The sequence below is a fragment of the Xanthomonas sp. NCPPB 3442 genome, from assembly GCF_056725145.1.
This window is the reverse complement of the sequence record NZ_CM161514.1, coordinates 2,725,386-2,745,353: the sequence shown is the minus strand read 5'-3', so window position 1 is coordinate 2,745,353 and position 19,968 is coordinate 2,725,386. Positions and strand designations below refer to the sequence as shown.

General features: G+C 64.8%; 18 protein-coding genes and 4 tRNA genes. 20 read left to right on the top strand and 2 right to left on the bottom strand.

The annotated features are described in order from the left end of the window. Positions 1-16: 16 nt before the first annotated feature. From sdhA to lolD, 7 genes are all read left to right on the top strand, one after another. Positions 17-1,807, top strand: coding sequence for a succinate dehydrogenase flavoprotein subunit (gene sdhA / locus AC1POX_RS11930; RefSeq protein ID WP_005916748.1), 1,791 nt, complete (start codon positions 17-19; stop codon positions 1,805-1,807). A gap of 9 nt (positions 1,808-1,816) precedes the next feature. Beyond that, complete coding sequence (locus AC1POX_RS11925) at positions 1,817-2,020, top strand: hypothetical protein (protein ID WP_014090243.1); 204 nt, start codon at positions 1,817-1,819, stop codon at positions 2,018-2,020. A gap of 16 nt (positions 2,021-2,036) precedes the next feature. Next, positions 2,037-2,819, top strand: coding sequence for a succinate dehydrogenase iron-sulfur subunit (locus AC1POX_RS11920; protein ID WP_003482787.1), 783 nt, complete (start codon positions 2,037-2,039; stop codon positions 2,817-2,819). Positions 2,820-2,930: 111 nt separating this feature from the next. After that, positions 2,931-3,179: an FAD assembly factor SdhE gene (locus tag AC1POX_RS11915; RefSeq protein WP_003482785.1), complete on the top strand. Its 249-nt coding sequence runs from the start codon at positions 2,931-2,933 to the stop codon at positions 3,177-3,179. After that, entirely contained in the window at positions 3,130-3,582 is a 453-nt protein-coding gene (locus AC1POX_RS11910) for a YgfX family protein (protein WP_122272836.1), read from the top strand. Before AC1POX_RS11915 ends, AC1POX_RS11910 begins: the two co-directional genes overlap by 50 nt. Before the next feature lie 23 nt (positions 3,583-3,605). Further along, positions 3,606-4,847, top strand: coding sequence for a lipoprotein-releasing ABC transporter permease subunit (locus AC1POX_RS11905; RefSeq protein ID WP_008576657.1), 1,242 nt, complete (start codon positions 3,606-3,608; stop codon positions 4,845-4,847). Then, a complete protein-coding gene (lolD, locus tag AC1POX_RS11900) occupies positions 4,840-5,574 on the top strand; it encodes a lipoprotein-releasing ABC transporter ATP-binding protein LolD (protein ID WP_057682212.1) in 735 nt (244 codons plus the stop codon). The genes AC1POX_RS11905 and lolD overlap by 8 nt, the downstream gene beginning before the upstream one ends. 210 nt (positions 5,575-5,784) lie before the next feature. Here lolD and AC1POX_RS11895 read toward each other — a convergent pair whose 3' ends face one another. Continuing rightward, positions 5,785-6,849: an SDR family oxidoreductase gene (locus tag AC1POX_RS11895; protein ID WP_372163818.1), complete on the bottom strand. Its 1,065-nt coding sequence runs from the start codon at positions 6,847-6,849 to the stop codon at positions 5,785-5,787. A 295-nt stretch (positions 6,850-7,144) separates the two neighbouring features. Here AC1POX_RS11895 and AC1POX_RS11890 point away from each other — a divergent pair, with 295 nt between their 5' ends. From AC1POX_RS11890 to AC1POX_RS11830, 13 genes are all read left to right on the top strand, one after another. Further along, positions 7,145-9,691, top strand: coding sequence for a DNA internalization-related competence protein ComEC/Rec2 (locus AC1POX_RS11890; protein WP_218505666.1), 2,547 nt, complete (start codon positions 7,145-7,147; stop codon positions 9,689-9,691). Further along, on the top strand, positions 9,582-10,244 hold the full coding sequence (locus AC1POX_RS11885; RefSeq protein WP_071117190.1) for a MotA/TolQ/ExbB proton channel family protein: 663 nt from the start codon (positions 9,582-9,584) through the stop codon (positions 10,242-10,244). The genes AC1POX_RS11890 and AC1POX_RS11885 overlap by 110 nt, the downstream gene beginning before the upstream one ends. Positions 10,245-10,247: 3 nt before the next feature. Then, positions 10,248-10,712 (top strand): ExbD/TolR family protein, encoded by a 465-nt coding sequence (locus AC1POX_RS11880; RefSeq protein WP_008576649.1) that lies wholly within the window; start codon positions 10,248-10,250, stop codon positions 10,710-10,712. After that, positions 10,709-12,478: a lipid A export permease/ATP-binding protein MsbA gene (gene msbA, locus AC1POX_RS11875; RefSeq protein WP_011347456.1), complete on the top strand. Its 1,770-nt coding sequence runs from the start codon at positions 10,709-10,711 to the stop codon at positions 12,476-12,478. The genes AC1POX_RS11880 and msbA overlap by 4 nt, the downstream gene beginning before the upstream one ends. Beyond that, the gene (gene lpxK, locus AC1POX_RS11870; protein WP_008576646.1) at positions 12,475-13,512 is read left to right on the top strand and encodes a tetraacyldisaccharide 4'-kinase; all 1,038 of its coding nucleotides are present in this window, start codon (positions 12,475-12,477) and stop codon (positions 13,510-13,512) included. The genes msbA and lpxK overlap by 4 nt, the downstream gene beginning before the upstream one ends. 304 nt (positions 13,513-13,816) lie before the next feature. Further along, positions 13,817-14,596: a 3-deoxy-manno-octulosonate cytidylyltransferase gene (gene kdsB, locus AC1POX_RS11865; protein WP_014090250.1), complete on the top strand. Its 780-nt coding sequence runs from the start codon at positions 13,817-13,819 to the stop codon at positions 14,594-14,596. After that, positions 14,593-15,057, top strand: coding sequence for a low molecular weight protein-tyrosine-phosphatase (locus AC1POX_RS11860; protein ID WP_057682215.1), 465 nt, complete (start codon positions 14,593-14,595; stop codon positions 15,055-15,057). Before kdsB ends, AC1POX_RS11860 begins: the two co-directional genes overlap by 4 nt. A 23-nt stretch (positions 15,058-15,080) precedes the next feature. Then, positions 15,081-16,499, top strand: a complete 1,419-nt coding sequence (locus AC1POX_RS11855) for an NHL repeat-containing thioredoxin family protein (protein WP_005916709.1) — start codon at positions 15,081-15,083, stop codon at positions 16,497-16,499. Further along, complete coding sequence (gene uvrC, locus AC1POX_RS11850; RefSeq protein WP_008574530.1) at positions 16,496-18,355, top strand: excinuclease ABC subunit UvrC; 1,860 nt, start codon at positions 16,496-16,498, stop codon at positions 18,353-18,355. Before AC1POX_RS11855 ends, uvrC begins: the two co-directional genes overlap by 4 nt. Beyond that, a complete protein-coding gene (pgsA, locus tag AC1POX_RS11845) occupies positions 18,352-18,984 on the top strand; it encodes a CDP-diacylglycerol--glycerol-3-phosphate 3-phosphatidyltransferase (protein ID WP_005916703.1) in 633 nt (210 codons plus the stop codon). The genes uvrC and pgsA overlap by 4 nt, the downstream gene beginning before the upstream one ends. A gap of 36 nt (positions 18,985-19,020) precedes the next feature. Next, a tRNA-Gly gene (locus tag AC1POX_RS11840) sits at positions 19,021-19,096 on the top strand. 68 nt (positions 19,097-19,164) lie between these two features. Continuing rightward, positions 19,165-19,238: transfer RNA gene (locus AC1POX_RS11835), tRNA-Cys, on the top strand. Between the two features lie 81 nt (positions 19,239-19,319). Beyond that, positions 19,320-19,395: transfer RNA gene (locus tag AC1POX_RS11830), tRNA-Gly, on the top strand. Positions 19,396-19,756: 361 nt separating this feature from the next. On the opposite strand, the gene AC1POX_RS11825 is transcribed toward AC1POX_RS11830, so the two are convergent. Continuing rightward, positions 19,757-19,840, bottom strand: a tRNA-Leu gene (locus tag AC1POX_RS11825). Positions 19,841-19,968: the final 128 nt, after the last annotated feature.

The following is a 19,968-nucleotide window of genomic DNA, read 5'->3' as shown; positions in this document are numbered from 1 at the left end:
AGGAACCCATAATTCGATGTCCGCTTACAAGATCACAGAACACAAGTACGACATGGTCGTGGTGGGCGCCGGTGGCGCCGGCCTGCGCGCCACGTTCGGCCTGGCCCAGAAGGGCCTGCAGACGGTCTGCCTGACCAAGGTCTTCCCGACCCGTTCGCACACCGTGGCAGCGCAGGGCGGTATTTCCGCGGCGCTGGGCAACATGGGCGAAGACGACTGGCGTTATCACTTTTACGACACCATCAAGGGCTCCGATTGGCTGGGTGACCAGGACGCGATCGAGTACATGTGTCGTGAAGCGATTCCGGCCATCATCGAGCTCGAACACTACGGCGTGCCGTTCTCGCGTACCGAAGAGGGCAAGATCTACCAGCGCCCGTTCGGCGGCATGACCACCAAGTATGGCGAAGGCCCGTCAGCGCAGCGTACCTGCGCCGCAGCCGACCGGACCGGCCACGCCATGCTGCATACGCTGTATCAGCAGTCGCTGGCGCACAACGCACGCTTCATGATCGAGTACTTCGCGCTCGATCTGATCTTCGACGAAGAAGGCGTCTGCCGTGGCGTGCTCGCACTGGACATGGCAGAAGGCTCGCTACATCTGTTCCGCGCCCACGGCGTGGTGCTGGCGACCGGCGGTTACGGCCGTGCCTACTTCAGCGCCACCTCCGCACACACCTGTACCGGTGACGGCGGCGGCCTGGTGATGCGTGCCGGCCTGCCGGTGCAGGACATGGAATTCGTGCAGTTCCACCCCACCGGCATCTACGGTGCGGGCTGCCTGATCACCGAGGGCGTGCGCGGCGAAGGCGGCATCCTGCGCAACAGCAATGGCGAGCGCTTCATGGAGCGTTACGCACCGCATTACAAGGATCTGGCGTCGCGCGACGTGGTGTCGCGTTCGATGACGGTGGAAATTCGCGAAGGCCGTGGCGTGGGCGAGCACAAGGATCACATCCTGCTCGACCTGACCCACCTTGGTCCGGAAGTGATCAACGAAAAGCTGCCCGGCATCGCCGAAAGCGCGCACATCTTCGCCGGCGTGGACGTGACCAAGCAGCCGATCCCGGTGCTGCCGACCGTGCACTACAACATGGGCGGCATTCCGACGAACTTCTACGGCGAGGTCGTGCGCAAGCAAGGCGACGATGCGGATGCCGTGGTGCCGGGCCTGTATGCCATCGGCGAGGCGGCATGCGTCTCGGTCCATGGTGCAAACCGTCTGGGTTCGAACTCGCTGCTGGACCTGGTGGTGTTCGGCCGCGCGGTTGCCAATCGCTGTGCCGAGACGGTCAAGCCCAATCAGCCGCACAAGACGCTGCCGTCCGATGCCTGCGACAAGGCCTTGGGCCTGCTGGACAAGCTGCGTCACGCCAACGGCTCCACGCCGACGGCCGTGATCCGCGACAACATGCAGCGCACCATGCAGTCGGACGCCGCCGTGTTCCGCACCAGCAAGACGCTGAAAGAGGGCGTGGACAAGATGGCCGAGATCTTCGCCACCTTCGAAGACGTCAAGGTGTCTGACCGTTCGCTGGTGTGGAATTCGGACCTGATCGAGACCTATGAATTGAACAACCTGCTGCTCAACGCGGTGGCGACGATCAATTCGGCCGAACAGCGCAAGGAAAGCCGCGGCGCGCATTCGCACGAAGACTTCCCGGACCGCGACGACGTCAACTGGCAAAAGCACACGCTGGTGACCGTCGACGACAAGGGCAAGTGCGAATTCGATTACCGCCCTGTGCACATGTACACGCTGAGCAAGGACGTGGACGTGGTCCCGCCGAAGCCGCGCGTTTACTGATCGATGCGCATGCAGCGACCCACCGTTGCCTTGTCATCGCTTGCCATCGCCTCGGCGCGTGGCAGCGAGTCGGTGCAGCAGTGTGGTCGTGGCATGACGCTGGAGCAGCGCCGGCACATGGCCGGCCGCTGCGCGACTGCTTCGGCAGTGGCATCCGTCATCTTTACCTTCATGCGCACGGTGCGGTTGTCGTCCGCACCGCGCATCGCCTGAGCCAACGAGAGCAGCTATGGCAGAGTTCACCCTCCCCAAGAATTCAAAGATCGGCAAGGGCAAGCATTACCCTGCAAAGGGCGCCAAGAACACGCGCACCTTCAAGGTCTACCGCTGGGATCCGGACGTCGACGCCAACCCGCGTACCGACAGTTACGAGATCGATCTGGATAAATGCGGTCCGATGGTGTTGGACGCGCTGATCAAGATCAAGAACGAGATCGACCCGACGCTGGCGTTCCGTCGCTCCTGCCGCGAGGGCATTTGTGGCTCGTGCGCGATGAACATCGATGGCACCAACACGCTGGCCTGCACCAAGGCGATTGCCGCATGCGGCAAGTCCGAGGTGCCGATCTATCCGCTGCCGCACATGAGCGTGATCAAGGACCTGGTGCCGGATCTGACGCATTTCTACGCGCAGTACGCGTCGATCAAGCCGTGGATCCGTACCCAGACCCCGCCGCCGCCGGACCGCGAGCGCCTGCAGTCGCCGGAAGACCGTCGCAAGCTCGACGGATTGTACGAATGCATTCTGTGCGCATGCTGCTCGACCAGTTGCCCAAGCTACTGGTGGAATGGCGAGCGGTATCTGGGCCCGGCGATCCTGCTGCAGGCCTACCGTTGGATCATCGATTCGCGCGACGAAGACACTGGTGCGCGTCTGGACGATCTGGAAGACCCGTTCAAGCTGTATCGCTGCCACACCATCATGAACTGCGCACGGACCTGCCCGAAGGGCTTGAACCCGGCGCTGGCGATCGCCGAAATCAAGAAGCTGATGATGGCGCGTCGCGCCTGATTGCACGGCATTGATTCCCCACCACGGGGATGTGGTTCGCAGCGGCACCGGCCCTTGGGTCAGGTGCCGCTGTCGTTTTTGGCCCGCCATGCGGTGCGGTGGAGAGTGAGAATGGACGAACAAACCCTGCTGAAAAAACTGCGCTGGCGTTGCCGACGCGGCATGCGCGAACTCGACCAATTATTCGGGCGCTACCTTGATCAACGCTGGGCGCAGGCTCCCGACGCCGAGCGCGCGGTTTTCCTACAGCTACTGGATTGCGAAGACGATAAGTTGTGGCGCTGGTTCATGGGATACGAGGCTTGCCCCGATGCCGCCAACGCCGCACTCATCGCCGATATTCGCGCCTTGCCGGCTTGAGTGGCGCCCCTCGCGCTGGTTGATTTGCGCATTGAGCGTGTTGGTAGCGCTGGCCGTGTGGGCGGTGTGGCGCAGTGGCGTACCACCGTGGCTGGCCGTGTCGTTGTCGGCGTACGCGGTGTTTGCAGGCGGGCGAGCAGTGCGCCAGCTGTTGCGTTCGCCAGTGAGGCAGTTGCTGGTGCCATGGACGCAAACGCCCGCCAGCATTGACGGTATGCAGGTGGAAGGGCTGCAGGTCCGTTGGCGCGGACCGCTTGCGGTGGTGTCGTGGAGGCGAGCGGATGGCCGGCGCGAGCGCCTGCATTTCTGGCCGGACACCTTGCCGGCGCCGCAACGACGTGAACTGCGTCTGGCCGCTCAGGCCCACGCCATTTCGTCGGGGCGGCCGCTAGTGGCACCATAGCGTCCCTTTCCCGGTTGAACCGCATGTTCAAACCTATCCCGGTTGCCATCGGCTTGCGCTATCTGCGTGCCAAGCGGCGCAATGGCTTCATATCGTTTATTTCGATGGCGTCGATCCTGGGCATCGCCCTGGGCGTGACCGTGCTGATCACCACGCTTGCAGTGATGAGCGGTTTCCAGAAGGAAATCCGCGACCGCCTGCTGCAGATGGCTGCCCACGCGACCGTCAGTGCAGAAGGCGCGCCGATGCGCGACTGGCAGCATGCGGTCGAGGTCGCCATGTCCGATCCGCGCGTGGCCGGTGCCGCGCCCTACATCGAAACCGAATCCTTATTGCAGGGCCCGCGCAAGCAGCCGGCCATCGTGCGCGGCGTGATTCCTGCCGAAGAAGGCAAGGTGTCGGTGCTGGCCAAGAAGATGCAGCAGGGCTCGGTCGACAGCCTGACCCCTGGCTCGTACAACATCGTCATCGGCAAGGAGCTGGCGTTGTGGCTTGGCGTGGATGTCGGCGATAGCATCGTCGTGTTGCTCAGCGACACCCAGGCGACGCCGCTGGGCGCGATGCCGCGGCTCAAGCGCTTTACCGTGAGCGGTATTTTCGAGGCCGGATACAACGAGATCGACCGCGGCCTGGCCGTGGTGAACATGCAGGACCTGGCGCGCGTGCTGCGCATGGATGGCGTCACCGGCGTGCGCCTGCGCCTGCATGACATGGATCAGGCCTGGCCGGTGGCGCGCGATCTGGCGGTGAAGTTGCACGGCCCGTATCGGGTTAGCGACTGGACCCAGGAAAACGCCAACCTGTACCACTCCTTGAAGATGGAAAAGACGGTGATGGGCATCCTGCTGTCGCTGATCGTGGCGATGGGGGCGTTCAACCTCGTGTCTTCGCAAGTGATGCTGGTGACCGACAAACAGGCCGATATCGCCATCTTGCGCACGCTCGGGCTGTCGCCGGGCGGGGTGATGCAGGTATTCATGGTGCAGGGCTCGTTGATCGGCTTCATGGGTACCTTCATGGGCGTGATCGGCGGCATCGTGCTGACGTTCAACCTCGAACGCATCCTCGGCGTGATCGAAACGATTTTCAGCGTCAAGTTGCTACCCGAAGACGTGTACTACATCACTGGCCTGCCGACCGATATGCAAACCCAGGACGTGGTAGTGATCACCGTGGTGGCATTGGTGATGAGTTTCCTGGCGACCTTGTACCCGGCGTGGCGCGCTTCGCGCACCCAGCCGGCGGAGGCGCTGCGCTATGAATGAGATCCGGGAAGCGGCCGTGCAAACACCAGAACAGGCAACTGCGGTGATCCGCGCCGAAGCGCTGGCCAAGACCTACGCCGAAGGCAAGATGCGCACGCCGGTATTCGATGGCCTGGATCTCTCGGTGGCCACCGGCGAAACCGTGGCGATCGTCGGTGCCTCCGGCGCCGGCAAGAGCACCTTGCTGCATCTGCTCGGCGGGCTGGATATTCCGACCTCCGGCGAGGTGTATGTGGCCGGCGAGCGCATGTCGGCGCTGTCCGACGCGCAGCGCGGCAAGCTGCGTAACCAGGCGCTTGGCTTCGTCTACCAGTTCCATCACTTGTTGCCCGAATTCACCGCGTTGGAGAACGTGATGATGCCGGTGCTGTTGTCCGGCAAGGATGTGGCCGTCGCCAAGGGTCAGGCACTGCAACTGCTGGAATCGGTTGGGCTTGGGCATCGCGTCGAACACAAGCCCAGCGAACTCTCCGGGGGCGAACGTCAGCGCTGTGCGGTGGCGCGTGCATTGGTCAACAAGCCGGGCTGCGTATTGGGCGACGAGCCCACCGGCAATCTGGACGACAAGACCGCGGGCACCGTGTTCGAGCTGATGCTGGAGCTCAACCGCGCCCAGCGCACCAGCCTGGTGTTGGTGACGCACGACCGCGGCTTGGCACGGCGCCTGGACCGCGTGCTGGAGCTACACCAGGGCAAGCTGCGCGAATTGGCGCCGTCTGCGGTGTAAGCGCATGGCGAAGCGGTCGGTTGGCAGACCGATCGCGTCGTGTATGAGCGTGGAATCTTCAACGGTCACCGGTGCTGTGCCCGTTAGCCGAAATGGTGGCGAATTTTGAAGTGCAGTGGCAGCGCACGATCGCTTGCACCCCAACCGCCAGGGCATTAGCTGCCTGGTCGCCGCAGGCCAATGCAGCCTGCGGGGATGCCATGGCATCGGTCAAGGAATGATGCGCAGTGCCCGCAGGCGGGTAAACAGTTCGAAGAACGAGGCGCGGCTGTCGTAGAAGTCGAGGAAACCCAGTTCGCGGCTCTTGGTCATGTCGTTGACGCACTCGATCTCGCGGCCTAGGTCGGCATCGGTATGCCACCACGATGCAAGCCGATTGACGTCGGACTCTACCAGCTGGTGTTGCGCGGCCACCTCAGCCCACAGGGCAGGCGCGGTCTGGCTCATGCGTGGTTCCAGCGGTTCAGGCACAGCGGGGCAGGGCGCAGCATCGAGTTCGAAGAACTTCGCAATCTCGCCCCACATCCAGCGCCAGCGGAACACATCGCCATTGACGGTGTTGAAGGCCTGATTGCGCGCTGCGGGGCTAAGCCCGGCCCAGGCCAGTTGGCGGCCGAGCAGCCCGGCATCGGTGAGGTCGGTGAGGCTGTTCCACTGCGCTTGCGACCCTGGGAACACGAACGGTTGCCCGGTGTGCTTGCACAGCGATGCATACACCGCCAGCGTCACGCCCATGTTCATGGCGTTGCTGCCGTTGGCCATGCCGATCATGGTGTGCGAGCGATGTACGCTCCAGCGGAAACCGTGCTGCTGCGCATGCGCAAACAGCAGGTCTTCCAGCGTGTAGTAGAAGTTTTCGCCCGGCTGGCGCGGCTCGCTTTCGCGAAACGGCGTCTCGGCCTTGCCGCTGCCGTAATTCTCGAAGGCGCCCAGGTAGTGCTTGGTGCCGGTGACCAGCGCCATGTGCTGCAGCGGCGCATCGCTGAGTGCATCGCACAGGTGCCGCATCATCGCGCCGTTGGCCTGGACGTTCTCGCGTTCGGTATCGCGGCGGGTCCAGGTGCAGAAGAACACGTGGGTAATCGGTAGGCCACGTAACGCGCTGTTGGTGCTGTCGGCGTCCAGTAGATCTGCCGCGACCGGAATGACACCGTCGTGGGGCAGTGGCCGGCGTGCAAGGCCGTACACGGTCCAGCCGTCGGCGAGCAGCACGTTGGCAAGGTTGTAACCGGAGATGCCGGTCACACCGACGATCAATGCAATGCCTTTACGCATGGGGGGAGGCTCCTGGAAAACGGATTTCACCTTAGCGGCGACACCATGAAATCGGGGCGAATACTGGGCCAGAGCGCGTGCTGCGCCGTTGATCGCTCCATTTGCTGCGGCATGCATCGTCAGGTGTGCACTGTCCTACGCACTGCATCTAGCGGTTGCGGGCTGCAGTACTTCTTCCGTATTCGCGATCAGCGAGCGCCGCTCAGTGTTCTTCCTACCCAGCCTCGGGCAGATCTCCGCTGTGCGTGGAAGGTGCCGCGATCTAAGGTGAAGACGTTGATCGATAGGGTGCGGGATGGCGACCGACAGCATGGAGGTGTCAGCGCAGGCAGCGCCGCCACAGATGGGATCGGCGGTGGCCATTGCGGCCGCGTTATTGCTGGGCGTGGTGGCCTGCGCCTGGTCGCCCACACTGCTTGCGCGCATGGTTTACGTCGGCTGCGCGTGTGTTGCATTGCTGGGCAGCGGCGCGACGGTGTGGCTGCGCCCGCGCCGGAGTGCGCTATTGCTGGCAGGGGCGGCGGCACTCTTTGGATTCGGGACGATGGGGTGGCAGGTGACCGATGCCCTGCAGTCGCAACTGCTTCCCCGGAATGAAACACGCGATGTCACCGTGCGCGGACAGATTGTCGGCCTGCCGACCGCCGAGCAACGCCGTACCCGCTTTCAGCTGCGCGTGGACCAAGCGCCGGCGCAGCCGGCGGCACTGCGCGGGAAGCTCCTGCAACTGGCCTGGTACGACGACTTTGGCGCCGAGCGCATCGGCCCGCGCGCAGCGCTGCATGCAGGTGCGCGTTGGCAGCTGCGGCTCAAGCTGCGTGCGCCACGCGGCTTGCGCAATCCCGGAGGCTTCGATGCCGAGCGCCAGGCACTGGCGCAGCGCATCGCTGCGACGGGCTATGTGCGCATGCCTGCAACCGCACGCCAGATCGCGCCGCCGCAAGGCGTGGATGCGTGGCGCGAACGGATGTCGCAACGCATCGCCGAGCGTGTCGGCGGCCCTTCTGCGCCGTACCTGCGGGCGCTCGCGCTCGGAGATACCCGCGGGCTGGACGATATGGCATGGGCAACGTTGCGCGCGACCGGGCTCAGCCATCTGATCGCCATCTCTGGATTTCATGTCGGGCTGGTCGGGGCATTCTTCGCGCTGCTGGTCGCTGGCATATGGCGCTGGCAGCCGCGACTGGGCACCTTCATGCCGCGTCTGCATGCGGCATCGATTGCCGCGCTACTCGGCGCCGCCGCCTACGCGCTATTGGCTGGCCTGGCGCTGCCGACGGTACGCACCGTGTTGATGATTGCGGTGGTGGCCCTCGCCAGGGTACTGCGGCGACGCGCCTCGACCGCGCACGTCCTCTCGCTCGCCTTGTTGGCGGTGTTGCTGTGGGATCCGCTCAGCGTGCTGGTGGCTGGCTTCTGGCTCAGCTTCGCCGGCGTGGCATGGCTGGTCTGGTGCCTGCCGTCTGACGATCGCGCCATCGTGCGCGGCTTTTTGTCTGCGCAGACCGTGGCCACCGTTGGCCTGCTGCCGTTGACGGTCAGCCTGTTCGGGCAGGCGTCGCTGGTCGGGCCATTCGCCAATTTGGTCGCCATTCCCTGGTGGACTTTCGTGGTGGTGCCGCTGTGCCTGTTGGGGACCGCGCTCGAAGCGATCTATCCAGGGACCGGCGTATGGGCATGGCAGCTTGCGGGCTGGTGCTTTGAGCTGACCTGGCCGGGGTTCGTCTGGCTCGGGCACACCGCGGTGGCGTTGTGGTGGGTGCCCGAGTCCGATGGGGTTGCCCTGATCGCCGCCTTGCTCGGTGCGTTCTGGCTGTTGCTGCCGCGCGCAACGCCGGGTAAATCGTTGGCGGCGCTGCTGTGGTTGCCGCTGCTCTGGCCGGATCGCGAGCTACCCGCCGCAGGCGAGGCGGAAGTGCAGGTGCTGGATGTGGGCCAGGGCTTGGCGGTGCTGGTGCGCACGCAACGCCATGCGCTGCTGTTCGATACCGGTCCGGCGGTACGCGACGGGTTTGATGCCGGCGAGCGCGTCGTGCTGCCGGCGTTGCGCGCGCTTGGCGTACGCCGGCTGGATGCCATCGTGCTCAGCCACGCCGACGCCGATCATGCCGGTGGCTATGCCGCGGTGCGCACGGGGCTGCCGGTGGCACGCACGGCTGCGCCACCGGGTGCGCCGTTGGACGTCACCGCACGTTGCCGCGCCGGGCAGCAGTGGGAGTGGGACGGTGTGCGCTTCCGCTTTCTGCATCCCGGCGTTGGGTTTCCTTATCTACGCAATCAATCCAGCTGCGTGCTGCGGGTCGAGACCGCGTCTGCGAGCGCACTGTTGCCGGGCGATATTGGCGAAATCGTCGAGCGCCGCCTGCTGCGCGGGCGCGCCGCGGATCTGCGTGCGGACCTGGTGATCGTGCCGCACCACGGCAGCGCCGACGGCTCGCAGGCCGGCTTCATCGCCGCGACCGGCGCACGCCTGGCGCTGGTGTCGTCCGGTCATGGCAACAGATTCGGGCATCCGCGCGCCGAGGTCGTGCAACGCTGGAAGTCGGGCGGAGCAGAAGTGCTGGACACTGCCCAGGCGGGAGCGATACGGGTTTGGCTCGGTGCCGCGGGCATGCAACTGCGCGAGCGGCGGCGCTGGCAGCCGCGGCTATGGGATGCTGCGGAACGGCGGCGGTCGGCTGCTATCCTATCGGTCAGCGAACAGGCGGCCGTGTTGCCGGAGGAATCGAATCGTGTTGGAGCTGGTCAAGGCAGGCGGTTGGCCGATGGTGCCGTTGCTGTTGCTGGGCGTGATCGCCCTGGCGATCGTGCTGGAGCGTCTGTGGAGCCTGCGCCGCAATGAGGTGACGCCGCCGGGCCTGGGTGAAGAAGTGCGCAATTGGGCCGCGCGCGGCAATCTGGATCCCACCCACATCGAATCGCTGCGCCGCAATTCGCCGTTGGGCGCCTTGCTGGCCGCTGCACTGGATGTGCGCGGCCGCCCGCGCGACATGATTCGCGAACGTATCGAAGACACCGGCCGGCATGTGGTGCATCGCATGGAGCGCTACCTGAATGCGTTGGGCACGATCGCTTCGGCCGGGCCGTTGTTGGGTCTGCTTGGTACCGTGGTCGGCATGATCCAGATGTTCCTGGGCATCCTCGATCACGGCGTCGGCGATGTGAATCAGCTCGCCGGCGGCATCGGCAAAGCGCTGGTGTGCACTGCCACCGGCATGATCATCGCTGTTCCGGCATTGATGGCGCATCGCTTCTTCAAGGGGCGCATCGCCGGTTACATCATCGAGATGGAGCAGGAAGCCACCTTGTTGCTGGACACCATCGATGGCCGAGTCGTGCCGGCAGCCGTCGCGCCGGCCGCAGCGGGCGCCAGGCCTGTCACGGCGAAGGGTTGACGGATGCGCATCGGCAGCGACCGAAGCCAGGACGAGCCGCATATCGACCTGGTGCCATTGATTGACGTCATCCTCGTCCTCATCATCTTTTTCGTGGTGACCACGACCTTCGACGCACGCTCCACGCTGCAGCTGCAGTTGCCGACCGCCAGCGACCAGCACACCAGTGCGCCGCCGCGTTCGTTGAGCGTGCTGGTCAACGCCGATGGGCGTTATTTCATCAACGATCAGGAAGTACTGCGCTCGGATGTGGATTCGCTCAAGCAGACCATCGCCCAGATCGCCGGCGATGACCGCGAACAGACCGTGCTGATGCGCGCCGATGCGCGGACCCCGTATCAGGCCGTGGTGACCGCGCAGGATGCGCTGGGCCAGCTCGGCTTCCGGCGCATTGCCATCGCCACCGCGCCCCCGGCCAGCGCCACCGGTACGACCGGCAAGACAAGCACCAACGGAACCCGCCAGTGACCATCTCCACCGACCGCCCGGCGCCAGTGTCTTCCTGGCGCACGTACCGTCGCCTGCTGGCGTTTGCCAAGCCGTATCGCTTGTTGCTGGTGGCCGCGTTGATCGCCGCGTTGATCGAAGCGGCCGGCACCACCGGGTTTCTGGCGTTGATGAAGCCGATCACCGACGAGACCTTCATCTACAAGAACGCCGAGGTCAGTCGCTGGCTGCCGGTGCAGATCATCCTGCTGTTCGTGGTGCGCGGCGTCGCCGGTTACATCACCGACATGGCCATGGGCAAGTCCGCACGCAGCATCGCGCGCGACCTGCGTATCAAGGTGATGGCCAAGTATCTGCGCCTGCCGGGGTCACGCTTCGATTCGGAGCCGGTGCCCTCGATGCTGATACGCCTGGGCTCGGATTCGGACCAGGTTGCGCAGGCCGCAGTGGATGCGGTCAAGGTCATGATCCAGCAATCGCTGCAGGTGATCGGTGCGCTGGCACTGATGCTGTGGCATAGCTGGCAGGTGACGTTGACCATCCTGGTGCTCGCCCCGGTGCTGGCCTGGGTGATGGACAAGGTGGCGCGGCGCTACCGCCGTATCAGCCACAGCATCCAGGAAAGCGGTGCGCAGCTGCTGCAGGCTGCCGACCAGACCTTGTCCAGCCATCAGGAGGTCAAGATCTACGGGGCCCAGCAGACCGAAATGGAGCGCTATGGCGCGCTGGCCAATCGCAACCTGCGCCTGGCGATGAAGGTCGAATCCACCCGCGGCATTTCCACTGCCACCGTGCAGATGATCGGCGCGATCGGCCTGTCGGCCCTGCTGTTCGTGGCCGGTGCGCAGGCCTTGGCCGGGCGCCTGACGGCCGGCGATTTCGTCGTGCTGATGACTTCGATGCTGACCATCATTCCGGGCCTCAAGCAGCTCACCAATGTGCAGAACATGGTGCAGCGCGGCCTGGCATCGGCCGAGCGCCTGTTTTCGGTGCTGGACAGCCCGGACGAGCCGGATCAAGGTACCGTGCCGCTGACGCGTGCCAAGGGCTTGATCGAATTTCGCGATGTCACGGCGCGCTACCCCGGCCAGGTCAATCCGGCGCTGGCCGATGTCAGTTTCGTTGCGCAACCGGGCACCGTCACTGCCATCGTCGGGCGTTCCGGAAGCGGCAAGTCCAGTCTGATCAAGTTGATCCCGCGTTTTTACGAAGCCGAGGCCGGGCAGATCCTGCTCGACGGTCATCCGGTGCAAGCGTACGCCCTGGCGGATCTGCGCAGGCAGATTGCGCTGGTGGGCCAGCAGGTGATGTTGTTCGACGGCAGCATCGCCGACAACGTGGCGTTCGGTGAAATGCGCAACGCCGATGCCGGCCAGTTGGAGCGGGCGATTCTGGGCGCAAACGCAATGGAATTTGTCGCGCAACTGCCCGAGGGGCTGCAGTCGCATGTCGGCACCAAGGGCGGGCGCCTGTCCGGTGGCCAGCGCCAGCGTCTGGCGATCGCACGCGCCATGCTCAAGGACGCGCCGGTCCTGATCCTGGACGAGGCGACCGCAGCGCTGGACAACGAATCCGAGCGCTTGGTACAGGACGCCCTGCACAAGCTGATGCCGGACCGCACCACGCTAGTCATCGCGCATCGCCTGTCCACCATCGAGCATGCCGATCAGGTGCTGGTAATGGACCAGGGGCGGATCGTCGAGCGCGGTACGCATCACCAATTGCTGGCGCAGGGCGGCTTGTATTCGCATCTGCACGGCATGCAATTCCGCGAACGCCAGGCATGAGCAAGCGCGGCACCCGCACCCCGGGTTACTGGTACGACAACACGCCGATCCCCTTGCCGGCGCGCATCCTGGCGCCGGTCTACGGCGCTGCCATCGCATTGCGGCGGGCGCTGTATCGCCGCGGTTGGCGCCGGCGCCACCGGGTACCGGTGCCGGTGATCGTGGTTGGCAATGTCACCGCCGGCGGCACCGGCAAGACGCCGCTGACGATCGCCTTGGTCGCAAAGCTGCAGGAAGCCGGCTGGACGCCTGGCGTCGCCAGCCGTGGCTACGGCCGCGATGACGCAGGTACCGCGCGGTGGGTCGAAGCGGACACGCCGGTGGCGCTCGGCGGCGATGAGCCGGTGTTGATCGCCTGGAAAACCGGTGCACGCGTGCGTGTCGACAGCGACCGGCTCGCCGCTGCACGGGCGCTGGTCGAAGCGGGCTGCGACATCGTGATCTGCGACGACGGGCTGCAGCATTACCGTCTGGCGCGCGATGTCGAGATCGAAGTGGTCGATGGCCAGCGGCGCTACGGCAACGGACGCCTGTTGCCCGCTGGGCCGCTGCGCGAACCGGCCGCGCGCGCGCGCGATTGCGATTTCCGCGTGGTCAATCTCGGCCAGGCCAGTGCGACTGCCGCACCGCAGGTGCCCGATGATGCCGGTTTCGGCGAGTGGCAGATGCGTTTGAGCATCGACAGCGTGCAGCCGATGGATGGCAAGCGTGCGCAGCCCTTGAGCATGCTTGCCGGGCAGCGCGTGCATGCGGTAGCGGGCATCGCGCATCCGGAACGTTTCTTCGCCATGCTGCGCGCGCGCGGCATTGGCGTGGTGCCGCACGCGTTTCCGGATCATCACGTCTACCGCGCCGCGGATTTCAGCTTCGGAAGCCGCCTGCCGGTGCTGATGACCGAAAAGGATGCGGTGAAATGCCGTCCGTTCGCCGACGAGTGGTTGTACAGCGTGCCACTGAAGGCGGAGCTGCCGGCCGCGTTCTGGGTGAGTCTGCTGGACCGCCTGAACAAATTGGCCAGCCGGCAGGGCGTGTGAGTGCATCACGGGCCATGGTGAGCATGCAGCTGGACGTTGCTGGCCAACCATCGCGAGCCAGGCGTCGAGGACGCGCTTGCTGCTGTGATGTGGCATCCAGGCTGCATGAAGTTTCGCAACACTCGGGCAGAGGTCTGCCCTGAAATATCGGTGCGCATGGCTGCGAGCAGGGCATGCAGCGCGTTTTTGAGTGCTGATGCCGTGCAGCGCAGCTCCCACTGAATATAGCCACTTCGCTCAATCACACATCGGCATCAAGCGATTCGGTTTTCTCGTTTCCCCACTGCATCCAGAGCGCGCACGTATGACACCCACCACGCCTGCCGATTTCGTCGTCGCCATTCCCGCCCGTTACGCCTCTACGCGGCTGCCGGGTAAACCGCTGCAACGGATCGGCGATCGCCCGATGATCCAGCATGTGGCCGAGCGTGCGTTGCTGGCGGGTGCGCGCGAGGTATGGGTGGCCACCGACGACGCGCGCATCGCTGCGGCGATCGAACATCTGCCAGGAGTGCATGTGGCAATGACCGGCGCCGCGCATCTGTCCGGCACCGACCGCCTTGCCGAATGCGCACGCATTGCCGGATGGGACGACCAGACCTGCGTGGTCAATCTGCAGGGCGACGAACCGTTCGCGCCGGCTGCAGGCATCCGCGCCGTTGCCGATCTGCTGCAGCACTCCGGTGCCCAGATGGCCACGCTGGCCGCGCCGGTGGACAACGCGCACGACCTGTTCGATCCCAACGTGGTGAAGCTGGTGCGCACAGCCGGCGGCGATGCGCTGTATTTCAGCCGCGCGCCGATTCCCTGGCACCGCGACAGCTTCGCCAGCCAGCGCGATAGCGTGCCTGCAGAAGGTCAGTGGCTGCGCCACATCGGCATCTACGCCTATCGCGCAGGCTTCCTGCAACGCTTCGCGGCCATGCCGCCTGGCATGCTGGAGCGCATCGAATCGCTGGAACAACTGCGCGTGATGGAAGCCGGTTATCGCATCGCCGTGGCGGTGACGCCCGAGCCGTTTCCGCCGGGCATCGATACCCCGGACGATCTCGTCCGCGCACAGGTGCGGGTGGCATCGCCATGAAGGTGCTGGTCGTCTGCCTGGGCAATATCTGCCGCTCACCGATGGGCGAGGGTGCGTTGCGTGCGCGGCTGGATGAAGCCCGTTTGTCGCGGCGCATCCAGGTCGATTCGGCTGGTACCGGCGACTGGCATGCCGGCGAGGCGCCGGACCCGCGCGCCATCCGCTGCGCGCGCGGTCACGGCGTGGATATTTCCGGCCTCCGCGCGCGCCAGGTGAAGCACTCGGATTTCGAGCATTTCGATTGGCTGTTGTGCGCAGACGCCAGCAATCTGCGCGATCTGCAGCGGCTCGCCCCGGCGGCGCGGCGCGACAAGCTCGCCTTGTGGCTGCCCTGGGCCAGCCTCGACGCGCGCGATGACATCCCCGACCCGTATACCGGCAGCATGGATGACTTCGAGCAGGTATGGCAGCTGGTCGACACTGCCGCGCGCCTCACCGTGGCCAGACTCACCCGCGGCTAATCGCGCTTGGGCATAATCACCGCATGAACGCCCAGCTCACCCAGGAACTGCCGGAATTTCCCACCTGGCTCAATGCCAGGCCCTCCACCTTGCAGGAGCATCGCGGCCGTGCGCTGGTGCTGGCGTTCGTCAACGCCAGTTCGGTGTGGTGCGCCGAACGCCTGGCCGAGCTTGCCCACTGGCAGGCGCGCAGCCCTGGCCGGCTCCAGGTGATCGTGGTGCAGGTGCCGCGTTTCGACAGCGAGCGCCTGCCGCAACGCTCGCTTAAACAACTGCGCGGACACGGCGTGAGTGCGCCGATCCTGCTCGACAAGGACTGGGAAACCTGGCGTCGCTTCGGTATCGAATCCTGGCCCACGCTGGTGCTGCTGGATGCCTACGGCCGCGAGCGGCAGCGCCTGGTGGGCGTCACCGGCGATCTGGACAAGGCGCTGACTGCCCTGTGCGAGGGCCAGCAGCCGCCCTCGGACGCCGACCTGCACGGCGTGGCCGAGCGCGAGCCCGAGCCGCACCTGGCGTTGCGTTTTCCTACCGGCCTGGCCGCGACCGAAGACCGGTTGTATGTCGCCGATACCGGCCATCACCGCGTGCTCGAGTGCACGCACAGCGGACGCGTACTGCGCCAATTCGGGCATGGCAATGCTGATCTCATCGACGGCGGTGTCGGCGAAGCGGCATTCCGGCGCCCGCAAGGTTTGGCGTTGGAACGCGATCAGCTGTATGTCGCCGATACCGGCAACCATGCGCTACGTCGTATCAACCTGCGCAGCGGGCAGGTGGATACCTTGTGCGGCACCGGTCGTTCCGGCGAGCCGGTCGAAGGCCCGCTGGCGTCGCCCGGTGCCTCTGCGCTCAACTACCCGCAAGGTCTGGCCATCGCCGACAACCAGGTGTTGATCGCCATGGCCGGCGATAACCGGATCTGGAGTTATCACCTGGGCCGCGCCGCGCTGACCGCGCGCGCAGGCACCGGTGCCCTTGAAATTCGCGACGGCAGCGGCCATCTCGCTGCTTTCGCACAGCCGGCCGGCTTGGCGTCCGTGCAGCAGGTGGCCTATGTCTGTGACGGGCTGGGCTCGTCGATCCGCACCATGCAACTACGCGGCGATCTGGTACAGACCTTGGTCGGCGGGCAGGGCACCTGGCAGTTTGGAGATCAGGACGGCCCGCGCAGCACGGCACGCCTGCAGTTCCCACAGGCCATTGCACTGGCGGCCGATTCGCCGTTGCTGTGGATCGCCGACACCGGCAATGGCCGCCTGCGCTGCCTGCGCCTGGGCGGCGGTGAATTGACTACGGTCGCGCTGCCGCGTCGTCTGCATGGCCCGGCCGGTCTGGCGGTCACCGCCGGTGCAGTCTGGATCGCAGAAACCGATGCACATGCCATCTTGCGGTACGACCTTGCAAGCGGCGCACTGAGTGATGTTTCGATAGACGAATGAGCGTCAGGCCCCACAACGATTTCGATGGAAAAGCGTTTGCTGCGCAACTGAGCACCGCGCCTGGCGTCTATCGCATGTATGCGGGCGACGATACCTTGCTGTACGTCGGCAAGGCCGGCGCGTTGCGCAAGCGTGTGGGCAGCTACTTCAACGGGACACCGAAGAATGCCCGGTTGACCTCGATGCTGTCGCAGGTTGCGCGCATGGACGTCACCGTTACCCGCAGCGAAGCCGAAGCGCTACTGCTGGAAAACCAGCTGATCAAATCGCTGTCGCCGCGCTACAACGTCTCGTTGCGCGACGACAAGAGCTACCCATACGTGTTGCTGACCCGCGAACAATGGCCCCGGATTGCCTTGCACCGCGGTCCGCGTGCGGTGCAAGGGCGTTATTTCGGCCCTTACACGGGCGTCACCGGTGTACGCGAGACGCTCAGCCTGATGCACAAGCTCTTCAAGCTGCGCAGTTGCGAGGACAGCGTGTTCCGCAACCGTTCGCGGCCATGCCTGCAATACCAGATCGGGCGTTGCAGCGGTCCGTGCGTGGACTTGGTGGCGGCTCCGGATTACGCCGAATCGGTACGCCGCGCCACCATGTTCCTCGAAGGCAAGAGCGATCAGCTCGGCGAAGAGATCATGCACTCGATGCAGCAGGCCAGCGAGGCGCTGGAATTCGAGCGTGCTGCGCGTTTGCGCGATTTGCTCTCGTCGCTGCGCAGCATGCAGAACCGTCAATACGTCGACGGGCGTGCAGCGGATCTGGACGTATTGGCCTGCGCCACGCAATCCAGCCAGGCTTGCGTCTTGTTGCTGAGTTTTCGCGACGGCCGCAATCTCGGCACGCGCTCGTTCTTTCCCAAGACCAACGGGGAAGACAGTGCCGACGAAATTCTTGGTGCGTTCGTATCGCAGTACTACGCCGAGCACTCTCCGCCGCGCGAAATCCTGCTCGACCGCGAGATCCCGGAAGCCGAGCTGATCGAAGCGGCGCTCAGTACGGCGGCCGAGCACAAGGTGGCGCTGAAGTGGAACGTGCGCGGCGAGCGTGCCGGCTATCTGCTGCTGGCCACGCGCAATGCGCAGCTGACCCTTGTCACCGAGCTCACCAGCCAGAGCGCGCAGCACGCACGCAGCGAAGCCTTGCGCGAGATGCTTGGACTTGCCGAGCCGGTCAAGCGCGTGGAGTGTTTCGACATCAGTCACACCATGGGCGAGGCGACCGTCGCCTCGTGCGTGGTATTCGACGCCAGTGGCCCGGTGCGTGGCCAGTACCGGCGCTTCAATATTTCCGGCATCACGCCGGGCGACGACTACGCAGCCATGCGGCAGGCGATCGAGCGCCGCTTCCGTCGCGCCGTGGAAGAGAACGGCGTGCTCCCCGACGTACTGTTGATCGACGGTGGCGCAGGCCAGCTGGCACAGGCGCAGGCCGCGCTGGCCGATCTCGGGGTCGAGAACGTGTTGCTGGTCGGCGTGGCCAAGGGCGAAGAGCGCCGGGCCGGGCATGAAGCGTTGATCATGGCCGACGGCCGCGAGCTGCGGCCGGGCGCGGCGTCGCCTGCGCTGCAATTCATCCAGCAGGTGCGTGACGAAGCGCACCGCTTTGCGATCACCGGCCACCGCGGTCGCCGCCAGAAGGCGCGCATGACCAGCAAGCTCGAGGATATCCCCGGCATCGGCCCTCGGCGCCGCGCGAGTCTGCTCAAGCACTTCGGCGGGCTGGTCGGGCTCAAGGCCGCCGGCGAGGCCGAGATTGCACGAGTGGAGGGGGTCAATGCCGCACTTGCCGCGCGAATCTACGCTAACCTGCACGGGCTGGCGCTTCCCGATGCGGCAGGCGAGGCAAGTCCGCAATGAAGTTGACCATCCCCACGTGGCTGACACTGCTGAGGATCGTGATGATCCCGGTGTTGGTCGTGGTGTTCTACCTGCCGTACACGTGGACGAATTTCGCGTCAGCCGGCGTGTTTGCGCTGGCCGCCATCACCGACTGGCTGGATGGCTGGGTCGCGCGGCGTTATCACCAATATTCCGCGTTCGGCGCATTTCTGGACCCGGTCGCCGACAAGTTGATGGTCGCCGTGGCGCTGTTCCTGATTGTGCAGGGCCACCCCACGCCGTGGATGGCGTTCTGGGCTGCAGTCATCGTCGGACGCGAGATTGCCGTCTCTGCGCTCCGCGAATGGATGGCCGAGATCGGCCAGCGCGCCAAGGTACGCGTGGCGGCCATCGGCAAGATCAAGACCACCGCACAAATGGTGGCCTTGCTGTGCCTGTTGTATTCGGTCACGCCCGGGCAAATGCCCACGCATGAAATCTGGCTGGGCAACCTGATATTTCGTGCAGGCTACTGGACACTCGCCATTGCGGCCTTGCTGACGCTGTGGTCGGGGTTTCAGTATCTGCAGGCTGCATGGCCAAGCCTGCGCGCCGACGAAAAAGCAGCGATCAGCAACAAGCCGAAAAAAATCGAAAGCAACAGTTGACAGCTATCCTGTTCGCTGTAGAATTTCGCCTCCCAAGCGGGAATAGCTCAGTTGGTAGAGCGCAACCTTGCCAAGGTTGAGGTCGCGAGTTCGAGTCTCGTTTCCCGCTCCAGATGTAGACAGGACCCCGCGTCAGGGGTCTCGTCGTTTCAAGGCAGGATGCCTTGGGTTTGATGTTTCGGCCTGGTGGTAGAGTGGTTATGCAGCGGACTGCAAATCCGCGTACGCCGGTTCAATTCCGGCCCAGGCCTCCACATCGCATGCGGTCTTCCTGCCATCGATAACGACGACAGGGCTGGCGCAACGAAGTAACACGCTGTACAATTTTGCTCCACGCGGGAATAGCTCAGTTGGTAGAGCGCAACCTTGCCAAGGTTGAGGTCGCGAGTTCGAGTCTCGTTTCCCGCTCCAAATTCGAACCCTGGATATCGCTCGATATCCAGGGTTTTTTTATTGGTCGCGTGTTATTGCCGGTGGCGTCCAGGCACTACGCGGCCGCTGCGAAATATGAGCGGTGGTGCTGCGGTGTCAGGTAATGAGCGCATGTGCCAGTGCGCGCACACCTGTGCTTGGGCACTTGGACACGTGGGTTTGACTGATTGCGTTGGAGGAATGGCGCAACGCGATGTCGCGGGCACGCGTAATCGAAACGCAATCCGGGGCCAGGTGACCAGCGCGTTGGCTGCATGATGCGGATGGTCGTGCATGGACATCAGCCGGTAAGCGGCGCGCAGACAATTGCGTGGGCCGACTCGATTACCTTATTAACGTGTGCCCGGGGCGGGGGTCGAACCCGCATAGCCTTGCGGCTGAGGGATTTTAAGTCCCTTGCGTCTACCAATTTCGCCACCCGGGCATTGCGATAGCGTGCCTGATTGCGCGGCGATTGTGAATCTTTGCTGCGACCTTCCTGCACTGCCTGGCGCCTGCGGCCTGCGTTATGCTGCCGCCGCATAGCGGGCCGCCACGGGCTGCGCACCATTT